Origin of the sequence: Vibrio sp. ZOR0018 (assembly GCF_963865925.1) — a bacterium.
GTDB classification, from domain to species: domain Bacteria; phylum Pseudomonadota; class Gammaproteobacteria; order Enterobacterales; family Vibrionaceae; genus Vibrio; species Vibrio anguillarum.
In genome coordinates this window covers 1-3,250 of record NZ_CAWMCN010000049.1, presented here as the reverse complement: position 1 = coordinate 3,250, position 3,250 = coordinate 1, and the positions used below count along the sequence as shown (strand labels likewise).

Sequence of the window (3,250 nt, the reverse complement as noted above, 5' to 3'; positions counted from 1 at the left end):
GGCGACTTTAGTGCAAAATTGAAGTTCAGTGTTTACGGTGTGTTTTTTAAGTTCGGTGGTGCGTTGTCAACCCCTTAGCCGGGCGTTAGCCCTATAAGAGGATAATTATGAAATCTGCGGTTCTTGTTATCGATGTTCAATCGATTTTATTCGATCCCGAACCACAACCATTTGATTCTAAAGTAGTCTTAGATAAGATTAATGAAGTGACCAAATGGGCTCGGAATACGACAGTTCCAGTTGTTTTCATCCAGCATGAGCAGCTCAATTCTGTGATCGAATTTGGTTCCGATGGTTGGAAGTTGCAGTCGACGCTTGTGACTCAAGTGGACGATTATTTTGTTCGTAAGACAACACCTGATTCGTTTTTGAATACAAACCTTCAAAGTCTTCTGACAGAATTAGGAATCGACAATGTAATCGTCTGTGGTTATGCGTCTGAGTTTTGTGTTGATACGACCGTTCGCAGGGCTGCTGGGTTAGGTTATTCGGTTACGTTGATATCGGACGCTCATACAACCCACGATAAATTGCATGCTACCGGCGCTCAAATTCGAGCGCATCATAATGCAACATTGCCCAATATTTCGAGCTTTGGTGTAAAGATAGACGCAATTGAAGTTGGTAGCCTTTTGGCATAGGGCTAACAAAGCGTTTAAGACGGACTCCCAACGCTTGGCGCTTTCGGCTTTCTTCAGGTTAAGTGTTTATGTCACAATGGTTTAGGTAAGGTGGTTAGCGTTGCTCGCCACTTAACGCGGCGTTAGGCATCAAGGAGTCATCTTGCAGTATCATAAAATCCACATAATTGGTGGTCCCGGAAGTGGGAAAACATATAGTGCCAAAAAGTTGCAGCAAGCGACTAATTTGACTGCTTTCGATTTAGATGAGGTATTTTGGGATCAAAGCCAAAACTCATATATCCGAGCAAGTGAAGAATTAAGAACTGAAAAGCTTAATATTATTTTGGAATGCGATAATTGGATTATCGAAGGTGTTTATTATAAATGGCTTGATCGGTCATTTCAGAATGCGGATGTAATTATAATTTTGAACCCTCCTCTTATAAAGCGTCAATGGAGGATACTGAAAAGGTTTTTGGTTCGTAAATTTTTTCTAGGTAATTTTAGGAAAGAAACGTTTTCGTCTTTCATTGAGTTGTGGCGATGGAATAGCAAATTTGATGTTGACAATATGGTGCGCATTACAAATTTCACATCAAAATACAAAAATAAAATAGTTTACTGCTCAAGTTATGATGAGATTAAACGGATAATAAATGCCTAACAAACGCTTCAAGAGGGACAGCCAACGCGTGGCGTTTTTACCGTGCGTTGGTTTTTGTGGTTACGATGTTGTGCGGAAAGTTAGTCGTAGCGTTGGCTGCCCCTTAAGCGGGCGTTATATGTCATCTAGTTCTGCGCTCTATACTGCATATGAAATAGCATCTTTACTTTGTTGAGCGGTAGGCTTGTATTGTCTACAATAGCGCACTTTTTTACATATTTTAGGTTATGAATATGAACGACACTACAGCTAAACCCGCTTTGCCGGATCACCTTGCTGGTAATCCTCGCAGCCCACACTATGTAGCGGAGTGCTTTGAACATCACATTGGCATTCGTCTAAATGGCAAAGAGCGTACTGATGTTGAAGAATACTGCATTAGTGAAGGGTGGGTGAAAATTCCGTCACCGAAAGCTAAAGATCGTTTTGGCCAGCCGATGCTGATTAAGTTAAAAGGTGAAGTTGAAGCTTTTTATAAATAAGCTGCATTTTATACCGTCCGCATGCAATGTGTTGATAACTATGTAATTCAATGCATTGCATTCAAGATCTAGCTAGGTTTCTCATCCAAACATATAACAAACGGCTCAAGAGGGGTTGCCAACGCGTGGCGACTTTAGTGCAAAATTGAAGTTCGATGTTTACAGTGGTTTTTTGAGTTCGGTAGTGCGTTGTCAACCCCTTAGCCGGGCGTTATGACTCATTCAATTGGCTAGGGCTGTATATAAAAACAGTTTTTCTTGTTTTCATGCTTTAATCTGTATAAGTTACCCATCATTTTCTAACAAAGCAGGCAATTAACAAGTGCGTAGTTCATTGAGAAAAAAGGTAATTCAAGTTTGTTCCAAGAAGATTGAACAGAAGGGTGATAATGTAGGCGTTTCATTTTATGCATTTTTTGCTAATAAAAATGACGATCCAGATTTGTTAATGGAAGCCGCCACATGGTGGATTCAAGAACACAAATTAGATCATTTTGAAAAAGCTCATAACATCATGGCAATGGTAAAATCTGATATTTAGTGAACTGAGCCATAACAAACGGTTTAAGAGGGACTGCCAACGCGTGGCGGTTTTTGCTTAAATCAACATTTGTGATTACGGTTGCTATTTTAGGTTCGGTGTTTTGCGTTGTCAGCCCCTTAACCGGGCGTTATACCGTTTTAACTTACGCGCAGAGCATCGTATAGGTTCTAGTTTATAAAAAAACCGTCAGAAGACGGCTTTGGACGTAATTATCGAGGGTTTAAGCACAGCACTTTTTGTACTTTTTCCCGCTTCCGCAAGTGCACGGTTCATTACGGTTTGGTGTTTTGTCATAGGTAATAGTTTTAGGTTTGTTTAATAGCGTATTAAGCTCAACTGTGTTCTCTGGTTGCTTTGAGTCAATAACAATATCAGCCACTATCGAGTGCTCAGAAAGTAATATTTCTATTTCTGCTTTACGAGCCTCGGTTGGGACGACAACATTGATTGGAGCCTCGTCAGTGCCTGCTTTTACATCACGGTTTACGTTGTAGCCTGAAATGACGTGGTTTTGTCTAGCATCGATTCGACCTTTGAAAAATAGTTTGGACATTTGCAACTCACTGATGGATTGTTGTGGTGTAATTTGGCCGCGATTATACGGCACTATGGCAATTGATAAAGAAGTTCCTACAATATGCATCGGATCACGGTATAACAAACGGCTCAAGAGGGATTGCCAACGCGTGGCGGCTTTGGTGCAAAATTGAAGTTCAGCGTTTACAGTGTGTTTTTTGAGTTCGGCGGTACGTTGTCAACCCCTTAGCCGGGCGTTATAGCTTATCTCACATTTCAACCTAGACATTGCTCAATCGATGCTTCAAAGTAAATCCCGATTTTTGCTCAACAAAAGGAACAAGTATGTTTAGTCATATTATGATTGGCTCCAATGATATTGAAAAATCTAAGGTTTTTTATGACGCCATATTGTCTGTTT

Annotated in this window: 5 protein-coding genes and 1 pseudogene; 5 read left to right on the top strand and 1 reads right to left on the bottom strand. The window is 40.5% G+C overall.

The genetic code is table 11. The features are described 5' to 3' along the window. The first annotated feature begins 107 nt into the window (after positions 1 to 107). From AACR75_RS01990 to AACR75_RS01975, 4 genes are all read left to right on the top strand, one after another. The gene (locus AACR75_RS01990; RefSeq protein ID WP_047691621.1) at positions 108 to 641 is read left to right on the top strand and encodes a cysteine hydrolase family protein; all 534 of its coding nucleotides are present in this window, start codon (positions 108 to 110) and stop codon (positions 639 to 641) included. A 142-nt stretch (positions 642 to 783) separates the two neighbouring features. Beyond that, complete coding sequence (locus tag AACR75_RS01985; protein WP_047691618.1) at positions 784 to 1,287, top strand: DNA topology modulation protein FlaR; 504 nt, start codon at positions 784 to 786, stop codon at positions 1,285 to 1,287. Positions 1,288 to 1,520: 233 nt separating this feature from the next. Next, complete coding sequence (locus AACR75_RS01980; protein WP_026028286.1) at positions 1,521 to 1,769, top strand: DUF3297 family protein; 249 nt, start codon at positions 1,521 to 1,523, stop codon at positions 1,767 to 1,769. Positions 1,770 to 2,091: 322 nt separating this feature from the next. Then, the gene (locus AACR75_RS01975; protein WP_017044875.1) at positions 2,092 to 2,310 is read left to right on the top strand and encodes a DUF6500 family protein; all 219 of its coding nucleotides are present in this window, start codon (positions 2,092 to 2,094) and stop codon (positions 2,308 to 2,310) included. Positions 2,311 to 2,533: 223 nt separating this feature from the next. On the opposite strand, the gene AACR75_RS01970 is transcribed toward AACR75_RS01975, so the two are convergent. Then, complete coding sequence (locus tag AACR75_RS01970) at positions 2,534 to 2,866, bottom strand: PBPRA1643 family SWIM/SEC-C metal-binding motif protein (protein ID WP_047691624.1); 333 nt, start codon at positions 2,864 to 2,866, stop codon at positions 2,534 to 2,536. A 308-nt stretch (positions 2,867 to 3,174) separates the two neighbouring features. On the opposite strand from AACR75_RS01970, the pseudogene AACR75_RS01965 reads away from it, so the two are divergent. Then, positions 3,175 to 3,250: pseudogene (locus tag AACR75_RS01965) on the top strand (VOC family protein); the annotation flags it as partial.

Coding starts and splice junctions, on each gene's coding strand:
- AACR75_RS01980 (WP_026028286.1), top strand. CDS start 1,521: ATGAACGACACTACAGCTAAACCCGCTTTGCCGGATCACCTTGCTGGT.
- AACR75_RS01970 (WP_047691624.1), bottom strand. CDS start 2,866: ATGTCCAAACTATTTTTCAAAGGTCGAATCGATGCTAGACAAAACCAC.
- AACR75_RS01990 (WP_047691621.1), top strand. CDS start 108: ATGAAATCTGCGGTTCTTGTTATCGATGTTCAATCGATTTTATTCGAT.